The organism is Planomonospora sp. ID82291 (genome assembly GCF_015711645.1).
GTDB lineage: Bacteria > Actinomycetota > Actinomycetes > Streptosporangiales > Streptosporangiaceae > Planomonospora.
This window is the reverse complement of the sequence record NZ_JABTEX010000002.1, coordinates 18,625-37,130: the sequence shown is the minus strand read 5'-3', so window position 1 is coordinate 37,130 and position 18,506 is coordinate 18,625. Positions and strand designations below refer to the sequence as shown.

At 73.1% G+C, this 18,506-nt stretch carries 15 protein-coding genes, 1 pseudogene and 1 riboswitch; of the genes and pseudogenes, 8 read left to right on the top strand and 8 right to left on the bottom strand.

The window, feature by feature from the left end:
- Positions 1 to 22 precede the first annotated feature (22 nt).
- The 4 genes from HS045_RS35830 (at position 23) to HS045_RS11170 (ending at position 5,676) form a co-directional block, all read left to right on the top strand.
- Positions 23 to 682 carry a hypothetical protein gene (locus HS045_RS35830; protein WP_196451198.1) on the top strand — a complete coding sequence of 220 codons (660 nt, stop codon included), beginning with the start codon at positions 23 to 25 and terminating at the stop codon, positions 680 to 682.
- 95 nt (positions 683 to 777) lie between these two features.
- Entirely contained in the window at positions 778 to 2,433 is a 1,656-nt protein-coding gene (locus HS045_RS11180) for a DNA repair helicase XPB (RefSeq protein WP_196451197.1), read from the top strand.
- Between the two features lie 472 nt (positions 2,434 to 2,905).
- Positions 2,906 to 5,206 (top strand): AAA family ATPase, encoded by a 2,301-nt coding sequence (locus HS045_RS11175; protein ID WP_230883994.1) that lies wholly within the window; start codon positions 2,906 to 2,908, stop codon positions 5,204 to 5,206.
- Between the two features lie 35 nt (positions 5,207 to 5,241).
- The gene (locus tag HS045_RS11170; protein ID WP_196451196.1) at positions 5,242 to 5,676 is read left to right on the top strand and encodes a GNAT family N-acetyltransferase; all 435 of its coding nucleotides are present in this window, start codon (positions 5,242 to 5,244) and stop codon (positions 5,674 to 5,676) included.
- A 122-nt stretch (positions 5,677 to 5,798) separates the two neighbouring features.
- On the opposite strand, the gene groL is transcribed toward HS045_RS11170, so the two are convergent.
- From groL to HS045_RS11145, 5 genes are all read right to left on the bottom strand, one after another.
- A complete protein-coding gene (gene groL, locus HS045_RS11165) occupies positions 5,799 to 7,427 on the bottom strand; it encodes a chaperonin GroEL (protein WP_196451195.1) in 1,629 nt (542 codons plus the stop codon).
- A gap of 526 nt (positions 7,428 to 7,953) precedes the next feature.
- Entirely contained in the window at positions 7,954 to 8,154 is a 201-nt protein-coding gene (locus HS045_RS11160; protein WP_012895270.1) for a cold-shock protein, read from the bottom strand.
- Between the two features lie 436 nt (positions 8,155 to 8,590).
- Positions 8,591 to 8,866 (bottom strand): MoaD/ThiS family protein, encoded by a 276-nt coding sequence (locus HS045_RS11155; RefSeq protein ID WP_196451194.1) that lies wholly within the window; start codon positions 8,864 to 8,866, stop codon positions 8,591 to 8,593.
- 23 nt (positions 8,867 to 8,889) lie between these two features.
- The gene (thrC, locus tag HS045_RS11150; RefSeq protein ID WP_196451193.1) at positions 8,890 to 10,179 is read right to left on the bottom strand and encodes a threonine synthase; all 1,290 of its coding nucleotides are present in this window, start codon (positions 10,177 to 10,179) and stop codon (positions 8,890 to 8,892) included.
- A gap of 14 nt (positions 10,180 to 10,193) precedes the next feature.
- Positions 10,194 to 10,334, bottom strand: a riboswitch (SAM riboswitch).
- A gap of 247 nt (positions 10,335 to 10,581) precedes the next feature.
- On the bottom strand, positions 10,582 to 11,139 hold the full coding sequence (locus tag HS045_RS11145) for an RNA polymerase sigma factor (RefSeq protein WP_196451192.1): 558 nt from the start codon (positions 11,137 to 11,139) through the stop codon (positions 10,582 to 10,584).
- 157 nt (positions 11,140 to 11,296) lie between these two features.
- Between HS045_RS11145 and HS045_RS11140 the strand changes: the two genes are divergently transcribed.
- Both HS045_RS11140 and HS045_RS11135 read left to right on the top strand, forming a co-directional pair.
- Complete coding sequence (locus tag HS045_RS11140) at positions 11,297 to 12,742, top strand: trehalose-6-phosphate synthase (RefSeq protein ID WP_196451191.1); 1,446 nt, start codon at positions 11,297 to 11,299, stop codon at positions 12,740 to 12,742.
- 42 nt (positions 12,743 to 12,784) lie between these two features.
- Entirely contained in the window at positions 12,785 to 13,942 is a 1,158-nt protein-coding gene (locus tag HS045_RS11135; protein WP_196451190.1) for a sugar MFS transporter, read from the top strand.
- 57 nt (positions 13,943 to 13,999) lie between these two features.
- On the opposite strand, the gene HS045_RS11130 is transcribed toward HS045_RS11135, so the two are convergent.
- From HS045_RS11130 to HS045_RS11120, 3 genes and pseudogenes are all read right to left on the bottom strand, one after another.
- Positions 14,000 to 14,656 carry a hypothetical protein gene (locus HS045_RS11130; protein WP_196451189.1) on the bottom strand — a complete coding sequence of 219 codons (657 nt, stop codon included), beginning with the start codon at positions 14,654 to 14,656 and terminating at the stop codon, positions 14,000 to 14,002.
- A 61-nt stretch (positions 14,657 to 14,717) separates the two neighbouring features.
- Entirely contained in the window at positions 14,718 to 15,488 is a 771-nt protein-coding gene (gene otsB, locus HS045_RS11125; RefSeq protein ID WP_196451188.1) for a trehalose-phosphatase, read from the bottom strand.
- A 107-nt stretch (positions 15,489 to 15,595) separates the two neighbouring features.
- Positions 15,596 to 15,844: pseudogene (locus HS045_RS11120) on the bottom strand (DUF3263 domain-containing protein); the annotation flags it as partial.
- Positions 15,845 to 16,194: 350 nt separating this feature from the next.
- Here HS045_RS11120 and HS045_RS11115 point away from each other — a divergent pair.
- Together HS045_RS11115 and HS045_RS11110 are read left to right on the top strand one after the other, a co-directional pair.
- Positions 16,195 to 17,001, top strand: a complete 807-nt coding sequence (locus tag HS045_RS11115; RefSeq protein WP_196451187.1) for an S-adenosyl-l-methionine hydroxide adenosyltransferase family protein — start codon at positions 16,195 to 16,197, stop codon at positions 16,999 to 17,001.
- Between the two features lie 309 nt (positions 17,002 to 17,310).
- Positions 17,311 to 18,474: a S8 family serine peptidase gene (locus HS045_RS11110; protein ID WP_196451186.1), complete on the top strand. Its 1,164-nt coding sequence runs from the start codon at positions 17,311 to 17,313 to the stop codon at positions 18,472 to 18,474.
- Positions 18,475 to 18,506 lie beyond the last annotated feature (32 nt).

Below are 18,506 nucleotides of genomic sequence, written 5' to 3'. Positions count from 1 at the left end.
GTAGAGGTGAGGCGAGTTCCCCGTGAGCAGTGGCACCCCCGAAGGCCCCAGCCCGAACCCGGACGACTGGAGGAGCCCCTACCGCACAGGCCCCGGCGGGGTCCCGGGGTACGGCGCGCAGCCCCACGACCGCGACCCGCAGGGGCACGGCGCGCCCGGCGATGCCTACGGCCGGACCGGCGACCCCTACGGTGCGCCCGGCGACCCCTACGGCCGGACCGGACACGGGCGGGACCACGGCGCCCCGACGTACGGGTCCCCCGGCCACGACCCGGGCTACGGGGCCCCCGCGTACGGCCCCGGCCACGACCCGGGCTACGGGGCCTCCACGTACGACCTGGGTCACGGAGCCCAGGGCTACGGAACGCCGGCGTACGATCCCGGCTACGGGACCCCGGGCTACGGCGACCCGTACGGCGCCCGGCCGCACCGGAACGTCGACGGCGTCAGGACGCACGCGATCGTCGCGCTGGTCGTCAGCATCACGCTGGCGATGAGCTGCTTCGTCAGCCTCGGCGGTCTCCTCGGCGCGATCCTGTCGGGGATCGCGCTCGGTAAGGTCGAGACCGACACCTCCTACGCCAGGAAACTGCTCACGTGGACCTGGATCGGCATCGGCGCCAACATCGGGCTGCTCGTGCTGGGCCTGGTCGCCGTGTTCGCCACGGCGGCCGGCGCCTGACCCGGCCGGGGCCCGACCGGAGTCCGCCCGTTCCGGGACTGCGGAGGCGTCATCCGGCGTTGGACAGGCGGTAGCCGTACACGAGGGAGAAGTCTGTGGCCGACGGCCCGCTGATCGTCCAGTCCGACAAGACACTGCTGCTGGAAGTCGACCATGAGCAGGCCGACGCCTGCCGGAAGGCGATCGCGCCGTTCTCCGAACTGGAGCGCGCGCCCGAGCACGTGCACACCTACCGGGTCACCCCGCTGGCGCTGTGGAACGCGCGCGCCGCGGGCCACGACGCCGAGCAGGTGATCGACGCGCTGATCACCTACAGCCGCTACCCGGTGCCGCACGCGCTGCTGGTGGACATCGCCGAGACCATGGCGCGCTACGGCCGGCTCCGGCTGGAGAAGCATCCCGCGCACGGGCTCGTCCTGACCGGCACCGACCGGGCCGTGCTGGAGGAGGTGCTGCGCTCCAAGAAGATCCAGCCGCTGCTGGGCGAACGGCTGGACGGCGACGACGGCGGCGCGGTGGCGGTCCACCCGAGCGAGCGCGGCAACATCAAGCAGCTCCTGCTCAAGCTGGGCTGGCCGGCCGAGGACCTCGCCGGCTACGTCGACGGCGAGCACCACCCGATCACCCTGGCCGAGGACGGCTGGGAGCTGCGCCCGTACCAGCGGGAGGCGGCCGAGGCGTTCTGGCACGGCGGTTCGGGCGTGGTCGTGCTGCCCTGCGGCGCGGGCAAGACGATCGTGGGCGCGGCGGCGATGGCGCACGCCAGGGCCACCACGCTGATCCTGGTGACGAACACGGTCTCGGCCCACCAGTGGAAGCAGGAGCTGATCAAGCGGACGTCGCTGACCGAGGACGAGATCGGCGAGTACACCGGGACCAGGAAGGAGATCCGCCCGGTCACCATCGCCACCTACCAGGTGATGACGACCCGGCGGCAGGGCGCCTACCGCCACCTGGAGCTGTTCGACGCCCGCGACTGGGGGCTGGTCATCTACGACGAGGTGCACCTGCTGCCCGCGCCGATCTTCCGGATGACCGCCGACCTGCAGGCCAGGCGGCGGGTCGGGCTGACCGCGACGCTGGTGCGCGAGGACGGCCGGGAGGGCGACGTGTTCTCCCTGATCGGTCCCAAGCGCTACGACGCGCCGTGGAAGGACATGGAGAACCAGGGCTGGATCGCCCCGGCCGACTGCGTCGAGGTCCGGGTCACGCTCACCGACGACGAGCGGCTCGCCTACGCGATGGCCGAGGCCGAGGAGCGCTACCGGTTCTGCGCCACCACGCCGTCCAAGACCCGGGTCACCGAGGCGCTGGTGAACCGGCACCCCGACGAGCAGGTGCTGGTCATCGGGCAGTACATCGACCAGCTCGACGAGCTCGGCGAGCACCTGGGCGCTCCGGTGATCAAGGGGGACACCAAGGTCAAGGAGCGGGAGCGGCTCTTCCAGGCCTTCCGCGACCGGGAGATCCGGGTCCTGGTGGTCTCCAAGGTCGCCAACTTCTCCATCGACCTGCCGGAGGCGTCGGTGGCCGTCCAGGTGTCGGGGACGTTCGGCTCGCGCCAGGAGGAGGCGCAGCGGCTCGGCCGGGTGCTGCGGCCCAAGGCGGGCGGGGGCGGGGCCAGGTTCTACTCGGTGGTCAGCCGGGACACCGTCGACCAGGAGTTCGCCGCGCACCGGCAGCGGTTCCTCGCCGAGCAGGGGTACGCCTACCAGATCATCGACGCGGACGACGTGCTCGCCGGCGACTGAGATCGCGCCGGCGAGCGCCGCATGGCCGTGTCAGATCCACTGTCAGATCCACGAAAGCCCGCGGGTCTTGGACAAAGGAACCACCCCCTCCTTTGGACCGCGACAAACAGTGGCGGCATACCCCGTATTCTGCACGCTTCACCAGATTTGCCTACCTTTTTGGCGCCCCCGCAGAGAAATGACGGACGGTCACCGAATAGTCACCTGCCGCGCATTTCCCCGGTGAAGCGTGCGCCTTTTCACGAATCCCGTTCGGCTGCGGCCGCCTCCGCCTGATCGGCCGGGTTCCCGCACCGCACCGGGCCTCCGCCCGGTGGGCGGGGAGCCCGTACCGCCGCACGCGACGGCGTGCCGTCCGGTCTCGCGGGCACGGGAACAATCCTTTTGAGCGCCGCCCGGCCCCTCGGTAAGCTAGTCGATTCGCTGCCTGATGACCACCACCTCCGTTTATCGAATGTGAGGCGCTTTCCGCATGCCCGCCGAACGACTGCTCTCCGGCACCGACGCCGACCCCTCCGCGGACGATCCCCCCTCTTCCGGTCCGTCCTCCCCCGGTCCGTCCTCCCCCGGTCCGTCCTCCTCCGGTCCGTCCTCCTCCGGTCCCTCCGCGGACGGTCCGCCCGTCTCCCGCTCCCCCGGCGGAGCGTCCGAGGGGGCCTCCCCGGAGGCCTCCCCGGAGGCCTCCCCGGGGGTCTCCGAGAGGGCCTCCGACGAGGCCGACGCGACCTCCGACGAGGCGTCCGCGGCCCGGATCCTCGCCGCCGAACGCGCGCACCTGGCCGCCTCCCGCGCCGCCCTGCGCGCGATGCGCGAGCACGCGCAGTCCCTGTCCTCGGACGCCGCCGGAGACTGGGTCTCCCAGCAGATCCTGCAGGCGCTGCTGGACCAGCGGGTGGCCGCGCTCGCCGACCACTCCGGCACCCCGCTCTTCTTCGGCCGCCTGGACCGCTCCGTCACCGACGACCTGCCGGGCACCGTCCACGTCGGGCGCCGGCACGTCCACGACGACCGCAGCCGCCCTCTGGTCGTCGACTGGCGGGCCCCGGTCTCCCGGGCGTTCTACCAGGCCAGCCCGGCCGACCCGATGGGCGTCTCCCGCCGCCGCCGGTTCGGCTACCACGGCGGCGAGCTCACCGCCTTCGAGGACGAGCGGCTCGACCGGGGGGAGGCGCTCCGGCAGTCGAAGATCCTCACCGAGGAGATCGAGCGCCCCCGCTCCGGCCCGATGCGCGACATCGTCGCCACCATCCAGCCCGACCAGGACGAGATCGTCCGCGACGACCTGACCCGGACGGTGTGCGTCCAGGGCGCCCCCGGCACCGGCAAGACCGCCGTCGGCCTGCACCGCGCCGCCTACCTGCTCTTCACCCACCGGGAGAGGCTCGCCCGGTCCGGGGTGATGATCGTCGGGCCCAACCGGGCCTTCCTGTCCTACATCTCCTCGGTGCTCCCCGCGCTGGGCGAGGTCAAGGTCGACCAGACCACGGTCGCCGGGATGCTGGGCGACCACGCCGCCCCGGAGGACCCCGCGGTGGCCGCGGTCAAGGGCGACGCCCGGATGGTGCCGGTGCTGCGGCGGGCGCTGTGGGCGCACGTCGTCAAGCCGGCCGAGGGCCTGCTGTACACCCGGGGGATCAACCGCTACCGGGTGGCCGACCACGAGGTCCGCGAGATCGTCGCCGCCCTGCGCGGCACCACCCGCTACGACCCCGGCCGCGCGACCCTCGCCCAGCGCCTGGCCCACCTGGTGCTGGTCCGGATGGAGCAGCGCGGCGAGTCCCCCGACGACCGGGTGCAGGACGCCGTCGCCCGCTCCAAGCCGGTCAAGCAGCTGGTGGAGCAGGTCTGGCCCAGGCTCACCCCCCGGCAGGTCCTGCACCGGCTGCTGAGCGACCCCGCGTTCCTGGCCGCCTCGGCCAAGGACGACCTCACCCCGGACGAGCAGGCCGCGCTGCTGTGGGCCAGGCCGTCCAAGTCGTTCCGCTCGGCGAAGTGGTCGGCGGCCGACGCCGCGCTGCTGGACGAGCTCGGGGACATGATGGAGCGCACGCCGTCCCTCGGCCACCTGGTCGTGGACGAGGCCCAGGACCTGTCGGCGATGCAGCTGCGCGCCCTGGGACGGCGGTGCCGTACGGGGTCGGCCACCGTCCTGGGCGACCTCGCCCAGGGCACCACCCCCTGGTCGGCGCGCTCCTGGACCGAGGTCCTGCACCACCTCGGCTTCCCGCCGGGCGGCGGGGAGGACGGCGCAGACGGCCGGGGCGGCGGAGGCGGCGGAGGCGCGGTGACCGAGCTGACCCTCGGCTTCCGCGTCCCCCGCGAGGTCCTGGACTACGCCGCCCGCCTGCTGCCCTCGATCGCCCCGGATCTGGCCGCGCCCCGGTCGCTCCGCCCCGGAGCGGGCTCCCTGTCAGTACGGCACGCGCCCGACCCGGCCGCCTCCCTGGCCGAGGCGGTCGCGCAGGCGCTCTCCCGGGAGGGCTCGATCGGCGTCATCGTCGCCGACGCCGGGGTCGCCGCCGCCTCCGAGGCGCTGTCCGGGTTCGACCACCGCGTGCTGGCGCCCGACTCCGTCGAGGAGCACCGCCTCCTGGTCGTCCCCGCGAGCCTGGCCAAGGGGCTGGAGTACGACCACGTCGTCGTCGTCGAACCGGCCGACATCGTGGCGGCCGAGCCCCGGGGCCTGGCCAGGCTGTACGTGGTGCTGACCCGCGCGGTCACCTCCCTGACGGTGCTGCACGCCGGGGACCTCCCGCCCGAGCTGACCGGCTGACCGCCCGGCCGGGCGGAGCTGGTACCTTCTCGGTCATGGACGTGGCCATCCGATACGGGCGGATCGATGACGTCGAGGCGCTGCTGGCCTTCTGGCTCGTTGCCGCGGAGGGGACCGACCGGCACGACGACCCGGCCAAGGTCACGGCGCTCATCGAGCGCGACCCCGAGGCCGTCCTCATCGCCGAGGTGGGCGGAGAGACCGCCGGCACGCTGATCGCGGGGTGGGACGGCTGGCGGGCGCACCTCTACCGGCTGGCCGTGGACCCCGCCCGGCGGCGGCAGGGCATCGGGAGCGCGCTGATCCGGGCGGCCGAGGAGCGCTTCGCGGCGTTCGGAGCCTTCCGGGCCGACGCGATGGTCCTGCACGACAACGAGCCCGCCCACCGCGCCTGGGGCGCCGTCGGTTACGCCCCCCAGCCGCAGTGGGCCCGCTGGGTCAAGCCCTTGAGCGGAGAAGACCGACCGTAGAGGACCGGCCCAGAAGACCGGCGGGAAAGACCGGCGGGGAAGACCGGCCGGAAAGACCGGCCGGAAAGAGGAAAGGGCCGGTCCCGTGCGGGACCGGCCTCTTCTTCTGAGCAGGCGCCGGACTAGAAGTCCATGTCGCCGCCGCCCGGCATGCCGCCGGCCGGAGCGGGGTTCTTCTCGGGCTTCTCGGCGATGACGGCCTCGGTGGTGAGGAACAGCGCCGCGATGGACGCCGCGTTCTGCAGCGCGGAACGGGTCACCTTGGCCGGGTCGATGATGCCCGACTCGAACATGTTGACGTAGTCGCCGGTGGCGGCGTTCAGGCCCTCACCCGGGGTGAGGTTGCGCACCTTCTCCACCACGACGCCGCCCTCGAGGCCGGCGTTGACGGCGATCTGCTTCAGCGGCTCCTCGAGCGCCTTGCGGACGATCGCGGCGCCGGTGGCCTCGTCACCGAGCAGCTCGAGCTTGTCGAACGCCTTGGCGCCGGCCTGCAGCAGGGCCACGCCACCGCCGGGGACGATGCCCTCCTCGACGGCCGCCTTGGCGTTGCGCACGGCGTCCTCGATGCGGTGCTTGCGCTCCTTGAGCTCGACCTCGGTCGCCGCGCCGGCCTTGATGACGGCGACGCCGCCGGCCAGCTTGGCCAGACGCTCCTGGAGCTTCTCGCGGTCGTAGTCGGAGTCGGTGTTCTCGATCTCGGCGCGGATCTGGTTGACCCGGCCGGCGATCTGCTCGGCGTCACCGGCACCGTCGACGATGGTGGTCTCGTCCTTGGTGATGATGACCTGGCGGGCGCGGCCGAGCTGGTCCAGCGCGGTGGACTCGAGCTTGAGGCCGAGGTCCTCGCTGATGACCTGGGCGCCGGTCAGGATGCCGATGTCGCCCAGCATCGCCTTGCGGCGGTCACCGAAGCCCGGGGCCTTGACGGCGACCGAGCGGAACAGGCCGCGGATCTTGTTGACGACCAGGGTGGCCAGGGCCTCGCCCTCGACGTCCTCGGCGATGATCAGCAGCGGCTTGCCGGCCTGCACGACCTTGTCGAGGACCGGGAGCAGGTCCTTGTTGGCGGAGACCTTGGAGTTGACGACGAGGATGTACGGGTCGTCGAGGACGGCCTCCATACGCTCCGGGTCGGTCACGAAGTAGGGCGAGATGTAACCCTTGTCGAAGCGCATGCCCTCGGTGAGCTCGAGCTCCAGGCCGAAGGTGTTGCTCTCCTCGACGGTGATGACGCCTTCCTTGCCGACCTTGTCCATCGCCTCGGCGATCATCTCGCCGATCTGCGGGTCGCCCGCGGAGATGGAGGCCGTGGAGGCGATCTGCGCCTTCGTCTCCACGTCCTTGGCCAGCTTGGAGAGCTCCTCGCTGACGCGCTCGACGGCGGCCTCGATGCCCTTCTTCAGGGCCATCGGGTTGGCGCCGGCGGCGACGTTGCGCAGGCCCTCGCGGACCAGCGCCTGGGCGAGCACGGTGGCGGTGGTGGTGCCGTCACCCGCGACGTCGTCGGTCTTCTTGGCGACTTCCTTGACGAGCTCGGCCCCGATCTTCTCCCACGGGTCCTCGAGCTCGATCTCCTTGGCGATGGAGACACCGTCGTTGGTGATCGTGGGGGCGCCCCACTTCTTCTCCAGAACGACGTTACGGCCCTTGGGGCCGAGGGTCACCTTCACGGCGTCCGCGAGCTGGTTCATACCACGCTCGAGACCGCGCCGGGCGTCCTCGTCAAACGCGATCATCTTGGCTGCCATACGGCTAGACCTCCCAAACACAGGGTGGCGTGCACCGGATCGAGCCGACGCCCGCGACGGCATGTGGACCCGCGACTCCGTTCGGCGGGTCCCATCGTCTCGATCCAGGGTTGGCACTCTCAAACAGAGAGTGCCAACGAACTGTTTAGCACTCTACCCTGACGAGTGCAAGCCACGCCGCCCTGAGCTGGGATTCGCTCAGGGCGAAGGCGTCAACGCGCGGCGAAGACCCGGTGAACGGATCTCCTCGCGACCGGATCTCCAGCCGCCTCCGGCCGTCTCCAGCCGTCTCCGGCCGTCTCCGGCCCGCCCGCCGCCCGACCGCCCCCGGGAGGCCCGGACCCCCGGCGGCTCCGGACGGCTCCGGACGGCTCCGGACGGCTCCGGACGGCTCCGACGGCCGCCCGACCGCTCCCGGAGGACCCGACCGCCCGGAAGACCCGGACGGCCGCCCGACCGCTTCGGGAAAAGCGCGGACGGCCGCCCGGTCGCTTCGGGAAAAGCGCGGACGGCCGCCCGGTCGCTTTCAGACGGCCCGGACGGACTCCGCCTGCGGGCCCTTCTGCCCCTGGGTGATCTCGAACTCGACCCGCTGGCCCTGCTCGAGCGCGCGATAGCCGTCCATCATGATCGCGGAGTAATGGACGAAGACATCCTTACCACCGTCTACCGCGATGAAGCCGTAGCCCTTGTCCGCGTTGAACCATTTGACGGTGCCCTGCGCCACTTCTGACTCCTCTTACCGGCCTTGAAGACCACGCCCATTCCACTCGCGAAGCCTTCGATCTCCGCGGTGAAGACCTTGTCCGCATCGATCGTTCTCGACCATACCTGTGGGACGCCGTAGGGCAACAGAGTCAATCCGCTAATCGTCCCTCCACTCCCGCCTTTGTCGGGAGAACAACGTTTTAACCTCGTACCGTTTGGTTCAATATTGCATTGTTTCCTCACGCCCCAGATATGAGCGGGCGCCACAAAGCACGACACCCGCACGCGGCCGGAGCGGCGTGCGGGTGTCGGCGGCATCACGCAGGTGTCGCGCGGTGTCACGCAGGTGTCGTGCGGGCGTCCCGTGGACCTCAAGCGGGCCTCAAGCGGGCCTCGCGCGGGCCTCGCGCGGGCCTCATACGGGGACGACGAGCGGCCGGGGACGGCCCGGAGGATCAGCCTCCGGCGACCGCCGGGATGATGGAGATCTGCGCGCCGGAGGGCGTGGCGGTGTCGAGGTTGTCGGCGAAACGGACGTCCTCTTCTCCCACATAAACGTTGACAAAACGCCGGATCTTGCCCGTTTCATCGAGGATCCGGGCGCCGATGCCGGGGAAGTCCGCGTCGAGCTTCTCCAGAACCTCCCGCAGCGTCGCCCCCTCACCGCTCACCTCGGCCGCGCCATTGGTGTACGTGCGAAGAATCGTCGGAATCCGCACAGAAACGCTCATAGTCCAGTACCTTTCAGGAGTTCTCAGGCGAGGGCGGCGCGGAATGCGTCAAGGGACGGCCGGATGACCGCGGTGGGCCGCGCCTGGTCGGCGACCGCGTCGAGGGTCTTGAGCCCCTCCCCGGTGTTGAGGACGACCGTCTCGGCGTCGGGGTCGAGCCTGCCCTCGGCGACCAGCTTGCGGAGCACGCCGACGGTGACGCCGCCCGCGGTCTCGGCGAAGACGCCCTCGGTCCGGGCCAGCAGCCGGATCGCGTCGACGATCTCGGCGTCCGTCACGTCCTCCACCGCGCCGCCGGTGCGCCGGGCGATGTCCAGGACGTACGGGCCGTCGGCCGGGTTGCCGATCGCCAGCGACTTGGCGATGGTGTCCGGCTTGACCGGGCGGATCACGTCGTGGCCGGCCTTGTAGGCCGCCGAGACCGGCGAGCACCCCTCGGCCTGCGCGGCGAAGATCTTGTACGGCCGGTCCTCGACGAGGCCGAGGGCGACCAGTTCCTTGAACCCCTTGTCGATCTTCGTCAGCTGGGAGCCGGAGGCCACCGGGACGATGATCTGGTCGGGGAGCCGCCAGCCGAGCTGCTCGGCGATCTCGAAGGCCAATGTCTTGGAGCCCTCCGCGTAGTACGGGCGGAGGTTGACGTTGACGAAGCCCCACCGGTCGCCCAGCTCGTCGCCGATGAGCTCCGAGCAGAAGCGGTTGACGTCGTCGTAGCTGCCGTCGATGGCCACCAGGCGCCCGCCGTACACCGAGGCCATGACGATCTTGGCCTGCTCCAGGTCCGAGGGGATGAACACGCAGGCGTCCAGTCCGGCCCGCGCGGCGGCGGCGGTGACCGCGCCCGCGAGGTTGCCGGTGGAGGAGCAGGACAGGGTGTGGAAGCCGAAGTTGCGGGCCGCCTCGACCGCGATGGCCACCACGCGGTCCTTGAAGGAGTGCGTGGGGTTGCCGGAGTCGTCCTTCACGTGCAGGGAGCGCAGGCCCAGCTCGCGGGCGAGGTTGTCGGCCTTGACCAGCCGGGTCCAGCCGGGGGCCATGTTGCGCTTGGCGGCCACGTCCGCGGGGACGGGGAGCAGCGCGCGGTAGCGCCAGATGTTCGCCGGTCCCGCGGCGATCTCCTCGCGGGTGACCTTCGGGAACTCGTAGGCGATCTCCAGGGGGCCGAAACACTCGGTACAGGCGAAGTCCGGGCCGAGCGGTGATCGTGCGCCGCACTCGCGACAGGAGAGCGCGACGGCCGGACCGAAGTCCCCGTCACGGGCGTCTCCGGCACGGAGGGGCGAGGTGGTGGTTTCGGTGCTTGCAAGCGCCATGAAGCGAGGCCTTTCCCTCATCTTCGTCTGCGGCCACCGTGGTCGCAGACCGGAATTGGCACCTGTCCCGGCCGACCCCGTCAGATCACGGGTCGTGCGCCGGGAGGGTTGCCGGGGCTTCGCAGGGCCGGTCCCTCCACCCCTCTGGATGAGCAATATTCAGTTGTCGAACCTGCTGAGCAGGTTGCAAGCACTCTACCCCGGCCGTTCACCGCTTCGGCCATCCGTCTCATCTCCCGAGACGGGACATGCCGGTCGGCGGACGCCCCGCGCACCCGCCGGACCGCACCCGCCGGACCGGGGCCGCCGGACCGGGGCCGCCGGACCGGGGCCGCCGGACCGGGGCCGCCGGACCGGGGCCGCCGGACCGGGGCCGCCGGACCGGGGCCGCCGGACCGGCGTTCAGAAGCCGTAGGCGTCGCCCAGCGCGTTCTGGACGTACTTGCGCGCCTGGTGGATGCGGGACTTGGCGGTGCCCAGCGGGATGCCGAGCTGCTCGGCCACCTCGTTGTAGTCGAGCTGGCAGATGTCGCGCAGCACCAGCGCCTGGGCCAGCTCGGGCTTCTCCGCCTCCAGCGCCTCCATCACGTCGAGCAGGTCCAGCCGGGACCCGGCGATCACGCTCACCCGGGCCACGTCGGGCTTCTGCAGCGGCAGCTCGTCGGAGCTCTGCTCGGCCGCCCGGCGCTTCAGCGAGCGGTAGGTCGTCCGGGCGCAGTTCGCCGTGACGATGTGCAGCCAGGTGGTGAACCGGGCCCGGCCCTCGAAGCGGCCGATGTTGCGGGCCACCGCCAGCAGGGTGTCCTGGCACGCCTCCTCGGCGTCCTGCCGGTAGGGCAGGATCCGGCCGCAGTGCCGCAGCACCTCGGGCTCGATCCGCTTGAGCAGCTCGCCCAGCGCGCGGTGGTCGCCCTGGGCGGCCGCGCGGGCGAGTGCCTCGGTCGTCTCGTCCAGCGCCATCCCGAGCCCCCATCAGCGATCACAGTCGGTGGACATCCTATGGGCGGCGGCAATGTTTGGTTAACCTCTGGGGCAAGCGTGCCCCGGGACGGACCGACCGGCCGCCGTCCGCAGTAGGCAGGGGACAAGGGGCATGTCCTAGACGAGGAAAAATCAGATGAACCCGATCCTGGTGGCGTCCAACCGCGGTCCCGTCTCGTTCACCGTGTCGGAGGACGGTTCCCTCTGCATGCGCAGGGGCGGCGGCGGGCTGGTGTCCGGTCTGTCGGAGGTGACCGGGGAGCTCGACCTGCTCTGGGTCTGCGCCGCGCTCTCCGACGGCGACCGCGGCGCCGTACGGCTGGCGCCCGGCGGCCGCATCGACCAGGCCGGCTACGACACCGGCGCGCTGCGCATGCTGGACATCCCCCCGGCGACGTTCCACCGGGCCTACAACGCGGTGGCCAACTCCACCCTCTGGTTCGTCCACCACCTGCTCTACGACACCGCCAACACCCCGCACTTCGACGCGCGCTTCCGCCGGGAGTGGGAGTCCTACCAGTCCTACAACGCCGCGTTCTCGCTGGCGCTGGCCGAGGAGGCCGCCCACGGCGCCCAGGTGCTGGTCCAGGACTACCACCTCAGCCTGACCCCGGCGATGCTCCGGGTGGAGCGGCCCGACCTGCGCATCGCGCACTTCTCGCACACCCCCTGGGCCCCTCCCGAGTACTTCGCCCTGCTCCCCGACGACGTCGCCGTCGAACTGCTGGAGGGCGTGCTGGGCGCCGACCACGCGGGGTTCCTGACCGCGCGCTGGGCCGGCGCGTTCATGGACTGCTGCGCGGCCGTCCTGGGCGCCGAGGTCGACCACGCCGACCACACCGTCTCCCACGCCGGCCGTACCACCCGGATCGGCGTGCACCCGCTGGGCGTGGACGCCGAGGCGCTGTGGGCCAGGGCGCGCGAGCCCGACGTCGAGTCGCACATGACGGCCCTGCGCGACCAGATCGGCGACCGGAAGCTGATCGTCAGGATCGACCGGACCGAGCTGTCCAAGAACATCGTCCGGGGACTGGCCGCCTACCGCGAGTTCCTCGCCGCCCATCCGGAGTGGCACGGCCGCGTGGTGCACCTGGCCTTCGCCTACCCGTCCCGGCACGACCTGCCCGAGTACCGGGAGTACACCGCCGCGGTGCAGCGCTGCGCCAAGGAGATCGAGGACACCTACGCCACCGAGGACTGGGATCCGCTCATCCTCAACGTCAACGACGACTACCCGCGCTCCCTGGCCGCCTACCGGATGGCCGACGTGCTGCTGGTCAACCCCATCCGCGACGGCATGAACCTGGTGGCCAAGGAGGGCCCCATCCTCTCCCCCGCCGGTGCCCTGGTCCTGTCCCGGGAGGCGGGCGCCGCGGTCGAGCTGGGCCCGGACGCCCTGACGATCAACCCCTACGACGTCTCGGCCACGGCCGAGGCCCTGCACCGGGGGCTGGTGATGCCCGAGCAGGAGCGCCGGCGCCGGGGCGCCCGGCTGGCCGCCGCGGCCGCCGCCCTCCCGCCGCGCCTGTGGTTCGCCGAGCAGCTGGCGGCCCTCGGCTGGGCGCCCGACGGGCTGCGGTAGTTTCGGTGGACATCTCGCCTTCCGTCCGCTGGGGGAACACCGGTGACCGCGATCACGTCCGTCCGGCTGGTCCGTGACCGCGCCACCTGGCTCGTCTACCTCCAGCTCGGCGTCTTCGCCACCTACCTGTACGGTCTCAGCGCGGTCCTGCCGCTGCTCCGCCTCGACCTGGGGCTCACCCAGGCGGTCGCCGGACTGCACGGCACCGCCATGGCGGCCGGCGCCGTCCTGACCGGACTCGCGCTGCCCCGGCTGACCCGCGCGATCGGCCGCCGGGCCGTCACCTGGACCGGCCTGGCCGGGATGAACGCCGGCGTGCTGCTAGTGCTGTCCGGCGGCGTCCTGCCGGTCACCCTCCTCGGGTACGCCGTCGCCGGCGGAATGGCCTCGATCATGCTCTACTCGGGCATGGCCGTGCTCAGCGACCACCACGGCCCGGCGGGTCCCGCGGCGATCAGCGAGGCCAACGCGGTGTGCGTGACCGTCGGCGTGGCGGTGCCGTTCCTGGTCAGCCTGGCCGCGCAGAGCGCGCTCGGCTGGCGGGCCGCGCTGCTGGCCACCCCGGTCGCGAGCGTCCTGCTCGTCCTGGCCATGGGCCGCGTCCGGTTCCCCGGAGCCGGTCCCGCGGCGGACGGCGCGGCCCCGGTGGCCGGGCGGCGGTTCGGCGGGCGGTTCTACCTGGCCGGCACGGTGCTGTTCTGCTGCGTGGCGATGGAGTTCTGCTTCAACCTGTGGGCGGCGAAACTGGTCGCCGACCAGACGGGGCTGTCCCCGGCGGTGGCGGCGACCGCCCTGACCGCGTTCACCGCCGGCATGGCCGTCGGCCGGTGGGGCGGCGCCCGGCTGGCCCTGCGGGTCGCGCCGGCCGCGCTGTTCGTCGGCGCGCTCGCGCTCACCGGCGCGGGCTGGGCGGTCTTCTGGGCGAGCGGGAACCCCGTCGTGTCCTACCTGGGCCTGGTGCTGTCCGGGACCGGTGTCGCGCTGCACTTCCCGCTGGCGCTCTCACGGCTGCTCGCCGCCTCCGGCGGCCGCCCGGACCGGGCCTCGGCCGTGGCCTCCGTCTTCTCCGGCCTGGCCATCGGTGCCGGACCGTTCGTGCTGGGCGCGCTGGCCGACGGGTTCGGCGCCCAGCGGGCCTTCCTCATGGTCCCCGTGCTGATCGGCCTGGCCGTCGGCGGGATCCTGGCCGGCGGCCGGTAGCCGGCCCCGCGGCGGGCGGGGCAGCGCCCCGCCGGCCCGGTCCCGCCTCCCCGCCGGTCAGCTCCAGGTGGCGTTCTTCAGCACCTTCGACAGCCCCGGGGTGTTCCACACGTCCACCACCAGGATCTTCGAGGTGGGCAGGAACCACTCCCGCTGGGCGAAGGTCGCCGTCTGCCGCCCGCCCTGGTGCGTCACGCACCGGCCGAACCAGGAGACGTACTTCGCCGTGTGCCCGGGCCCGACCCGGCGCAGGCCTACCGCGGTGGGCTTGCCGAGGACCTGGCCGGTCTTGGCGCTGAAGGGGCAGGACTGCACGTCACTGGCCGGGTAGAAGGGCTGCTCGCCGCTGTAGGGGCCGAAGCCCTCGCGGCCGTACTTGATCGCCTTCGGGCCGAGCACCCAGAAGCCCTTGCACCCGGGGGCGAAGTAGGCGGGCCGGTCGCACCGGCCCGTCTGCACCAGCATCCAGTCGCCCTGGCGGTGCACCTGCCAGCCGGAGGGCACCCGCAGCCTCATCCCCCGGAAGGAGACGGTCCGGGTCCCCGCGGCCTGCGCGGCCGTCGGCCCCGAGGTCTCCGCGGCCCCGGAAGCGGCCCCGGAAGCGGCCCCGGAAGCGGCCCCGGGAGCGGCTCCAGCGGCGGCCGAGGCAGTGACCGGGGCGGCGAGCACGGTGACGCCGGCCAGCGCGGCGAGGACGAAAGATCGCTTTCTCATGCCGGGCAAGCTACCGGCCGCCACTTGCCGCCGACTTGACGGCCGGTTGTGCCGCCCCGGATCACGACCGGCGCGCGATGATCGCGTCGCTGATCGCGTCGAGCAGCTCGACGACGCCGGCGGGCCCGTCCACCACGACGTCGGCCGCCACGCTGAGTTCGGCCGACCCGCTGAACACCGTCACGCCGGGCAGCCCGCAGGTCCGTACGGCCTCGAAGGCCGCCAGGTCGCCCAGGTCGTCCCCGGCGAACAGCACCGAGCGCGCCGAGCGCTCCCGCAGGAAGCCGCTCAGCGCCAGCCCCTTGTCCGTGCCCGGCGGCCGGAGCTCCAGCACGAACTTGCCCGGCTCGACCGCCAGGCCCGTCTCGGCGGCCAGCGCGGCGACCGGTCCGGCCAGTGCGTCGAGCGCGGCCTGCGGCGCCGCGGTCCGCCGGGTGTGCACGGCCACCGCCCGCCCCTTGTCCTCGATCCGCACCCCGGCGATCCCGGCGACCAGCGCGGGCAGCTCGGCCCTGACCGCGGTCAGGCCGGGGTGCGGCGGCGGACTGGACAGCTCGCCGCCCTCCCAGCGTTCGAGGCCGTAGTGGCCGAGCACGACCAGGCCGGGCACCGCGGCCAGCGAGCCGTACTCGACGGCCGTGGCCGCCGGGCGGCCCGTGACCACGACCAGGGAGCCGACCAGTCCGCCGAGCCGGGCCAGCGCCCCGGGCCCGGCCGGGTGGATCCTGGCCGCCTCCGGATCGGGCACGATCGGCGCGAGCGTGCCGTCGAAGTCGAGGCCGACCACCGCTCCGGCGGGGTCGGCCACGATCGCCTCCAGTGCTTCGATCATGCTTCGCCACCCGTCCTGTTGAAGATCATGGTTCGCTGCCCGTCCTGCCGGATCCCGTACCCCCGGGGTGCCCGCCGGGACGGGGCCGCCGGTGCCGTACCCGCGGATCAGGGGCGCAAGCCCAGCCGCCGGGCGGCGCGGTCGCGCCTGCGGCTCTCGCGGAGCCGGCGCAGGCGCTTGACCAGCATCGGGTCGTGGGCGAGGGCCTCGGGCCGCTCGACGAGCTCGCTGAGCAACTGGTAGTAACGGGTGGCGGACAGGCCGAACGCCTCGCGGATGGCCTGCTCCTTGGCGCCCGCGTAGCGCCACCACTGGCGCTCGAAGGCGAGCAGCTCCCGCTCCCGCTCGGTGAGGGCCCGCGCGGCGGCCTCCCGGGCACCGTCCCGGGCACCGTCCTGAGCGGCCTCCCGGGCACCGTCCCGGGCACCGTCCTGAGCGGCCTCCCGGGCGCCGTCCCGGGCGCCGTCCTGAGCGGCCTCCCGGGCGCCGTCCCGGGCGCCGTCCTGAGCGGCCTCCCGGGCGCCGTCCTGAGCGGCGTGCCGGACGGCGTCCGGAGCAGCACCGTCACCGGGGATCGGCGCAGTGTCCATGGGTGTCCTCCTCGGTCGGGCGCACGGTGATCCACCGCGCGCACGCGGCCCGATGCCAGGATAGTCGGGAATTTCCGGCTGTTCATGGCAGATGGTCGGACGTACAGTCACCTGATGTGACCTCTGTCATCACCCTCCTCACCGACTACGGGCTGGAAGACGGCTACGTCGCCATGTGCCACGGCGTCATCGCCGGGATCGCACCGGGGATCCGCATCATCGACGTGTGCCACCTCGTGCCCTCCGGCGACGTACGGCGCGGCGCGGCGATCCTGGCACAGACGGTTCCCTATCTCCCCGCGGGCGTACACGTCGCCGTCATCGACCCCGGCCCCGGCGGCTCCCGGCGGGCCGTGGCGGTGGAGGCGGGCGACCACGTCTTCCTCGGTCCGGACAACGGGGTGCTGTCCTGGGCGGTCCACGCCGCCGGCGGCGCGCGGGCGGCCCACGAGCTCGTCCGCCCGGAGTTCTTCCTGGACCGGGTCTCGCCGACGTTCCAGGGACGCGACGTCTTCGCCCCCGTGGCCGCCCACCTGGCGACCGGCCGCGCTCCGGCCGAGCTCGGCCCGGCGATCCCGCCGGACCGGCTGTTCGCCTTCCCCGCCCCGGCCTCCCTGCTCCGGGAGGGCGCCGTGGAGGGCGAGGTGCTGTCGGTGGACCGCTACGGCAACGTCCAGCTCTCCATCAGCTCGGGCGACCTGGGCTCCCTGGGCGTGCGGGCGGGCAGCGTGCTGGCGGTCCGGCTGGGCAGGCGGCAGATCGCGGTGCCGTTCCGCGAGACGTTCGCCGCGGTCCCCCCGGGCGACCTGGTCGCCTTCACCGACTCGGCCGGGCTGATCGCGCTGGCGGTGCACTCCGGCGACGCCTCGCAGCGCCTCGGCCTCCCGCCCGGAGCCCACGTGCGGCTCGCGCCGGCCCCCTGAGCCCGGCGCCGGCCCCTGGTGCCCGGTACCGGTCCACCGTCCGGTCCACCGTCCGGCCCGCCGTCCGGCCCGCCGTCCGGAGCCCGCGTGCGGCCCGCACCGGTCCCCGCACCGGACCCGACGCCCGGTGCCGGCCCTCCTACCGGCCCATACACCGCATACGGCACACGCCGCCTCACCGATGATGCCGGTGTGACTAAAGGTCATAACCATCCGTATTGTCTCGTTTACTGAAAGCACCGGACCGACCCGGTGATCACGTGTCAGAATCCCCCGTGACATCTCCCCTCCCCCTTTGACGAGGTCGCCGTGTCCTCTGCACGCGCGTTCGGCGCCGCTCTGGCCGTGACCGTCCTGACCGCGTTCACCTGGCCCGCCGCCCCCGCCGACGGGTCCCCCGCGCCCCGGAGCCGGACGGAGCCGCAGTGGGCGCTGACCGCGCTGGAGGCCCGGGACGCCTGGCGGACCACCCGCGGCGAGGGGGTGACCGTCGCGGTGCTGGACACGGGGGTCGACGCCTCCCACCCCGACCTGGCGGGCGCGGTGGTCGAGGGCCCCGACCTGACGGGCACGGCGCGCAGGAGAGCGCTGTGGGGGCGCCACGGCACCGCCATGGCCAGCGTCATCGCCGGCCGCGGGCACGGCGACGGCCGCTCGCCGGGCGTCACCGGGGTCGCCCCCGCCGTGACGGTCCTGTCCGTCCGGGTCGCGCTGGAGAACGACGACCCCCGGCGCGGCCGGGACCGCGCGCGGGGCGAGGACGCGCTGGCCCGGGGCATCCGCTACGCCGCCGACCACGGCGCCCAGGTGATCAGCATGTCCCTGGGCGGCGGCGGCGGATCGTGGAAGGGCTCCGCGGCCGAGGAGCGGGCGGTGCGGTACGCCCTCGGCAGGGGCGCGGTGCTGGTGGCCTCCTCCGGCAACGACGGCGCGGGCCCGAACCGGCGGAACTTCCCCGCGGCCTATCCGGGGGTGATCGCGGTGGGCGCGGTGGACGAGCGGATGCGGGTGACGTCCTTCTCCAACCGGCAGGGCTACCTGTCGGTGGTCGCGCCGGGCAGCGGGATCCTCACCGCCGACGGGCCGGACTCCTACATGGTGGGGGACGGCACGAGCTCCGCCGCCGCCCTGGTCGCCGGGGTGGCGGCGCTGGTCAGGGCGGCCTTCCCCGATCTGAAGCCCGCCGAGGTCCGCCGGGCCGTCGAGCGCGGCACCGTGCACGCCCCGGCGGACGGGCACGACCCGGTCTACGGCCACGGCGTGGTCAACGCCGCCCGGGCTCTGGAGGAGGCGGCCGGGATCCGCCGCCGGCCGCTCCGGGCCTCCGCCCCGCAGTGGAGCCCGCCCGGCCTGCTCGCCGAGGCGGCGCTCTCCCGCCGGGCCGTCTGCGTCCTGCCGGTCCTGCTCGCCCTCGCCCTGACGGTCCACCGGCTGACCCGGCGGCGCCGCTCCCCCGCCCACCGCGGCCGGTGACCCGCGCAGGAGTCCGGCGGAGACGGGGACCG

Excerpts from the sequence above, each read along its gene's own strand:
- HS045_RS11175 (WP_230883994.1), top strand. The coding sequence starts at position 2,906 with ATGCCCGCCGAACGACTGCTCTCCGGCACCGACGCCGACCCCTCCGCG.
- HS045_RS11170 (WP_196451196.1), top strand. The coding sequence starts at position 5,242 with ATGGACGTGGCCATCCGATACGGGCGGATCGATGACGTCGAGGCGCTG.
- groL (WP_196451195.1), bottom strand. The coding sequence starts at position 7,427 with ATGGCAGCCAAGATGATCGCGTTTGACGAGGACGCCCGGCGCGGTCTC.
- HS045_RS11155 (WP_196451194.1), bottom strand. The coding sequence starts at position 8,866 with ATGAGCGTTTCTGTGCGGATTCCGACGATTCTTCGCACGTACACCAAT.
- thrC (WP_196451193.1), bottom strand. The coding sequence starts at position 10,179 with ATGGCGCTTGCAAGCACCGAAACCACCACCTCGCCCCTCCGTGCCGGA.
- HS045_RS11145 (WP_196451192.1), bottom strand. The coding sequence starts at position 11,139 with ATGGCGCTGGACGAGACGACCGAGGCACTCGCCCGCGCGGCCGCCCAG.
- HS045_RS11140 (WP_196451191.1), top strand. The coding sequence starts at position 11,297 with ATGAACCCGATCCTGGTGGCGTCCAACCGCGGTCCCGTCTCGTTCACC.
- HS045_RS11130 (WP_196451189.1), bottom strand. The coding sequence starts at position 14,656 with ATGAGAAAGCGATCTTTCGTCCTCGCCGCGCTGGCCGGCGTCACCGTG.
- otsB (WP_196451188.1), bottom strand. The coding sequence starts at position 15,488 with ATGATCGAAGCACTGGAGGCGATCGTGGCCGACCCCGCCGGAGCGGTG.